At 70.4% G+C, this 243-nt stretch carries 1 pseudogene; it reads right to left on the bottom strand.

Features of this window, described 5'->3' with window-relative positions:
* A pseudogene (locus RB628_RS43090) lies at positions 1-243 on the bottom strand (hypothetical protein); the annotation flags it as partial.

Raw genomic sequence — 243 nt, 5'->3', positions numbered from 1 at the left:
CGGTCTCGTAGATGCCGTCACGGGTTTCCGTGGCCCCGCTGACGGTGCCCTGGAGTTGGGCGGCGACCGCGTCGTGGCCGGCGTCGGTGAGCAGGTCCACCGGAGTGCGGTCAGCAGGGGAGGCGAGCCAGGCCAGGACATCGGTGATCGGGCGCCGATGGCTGGCTGCGGCCAGGAACAGCGCACCGAGAGTGTTCGATGCGGCGGTGGACCAGAAGTCGGAGCCGTTCGACTCGTCCACCG

The sequence above is a fragment of the Streptomyces sp. ADMS genome (assembly GCF_033441795.1).
Taxonomy (GTDB): domain Bacteria; phylum Actinomycetota; class Actinomycetes; order Streptomycetales; family Streptomycetaceae; genus Streptomyces.
Note: the sequence above shows the minus strand (reverse complement) of the source record. Positions and strands in the feature narration are given on the sequence as shown.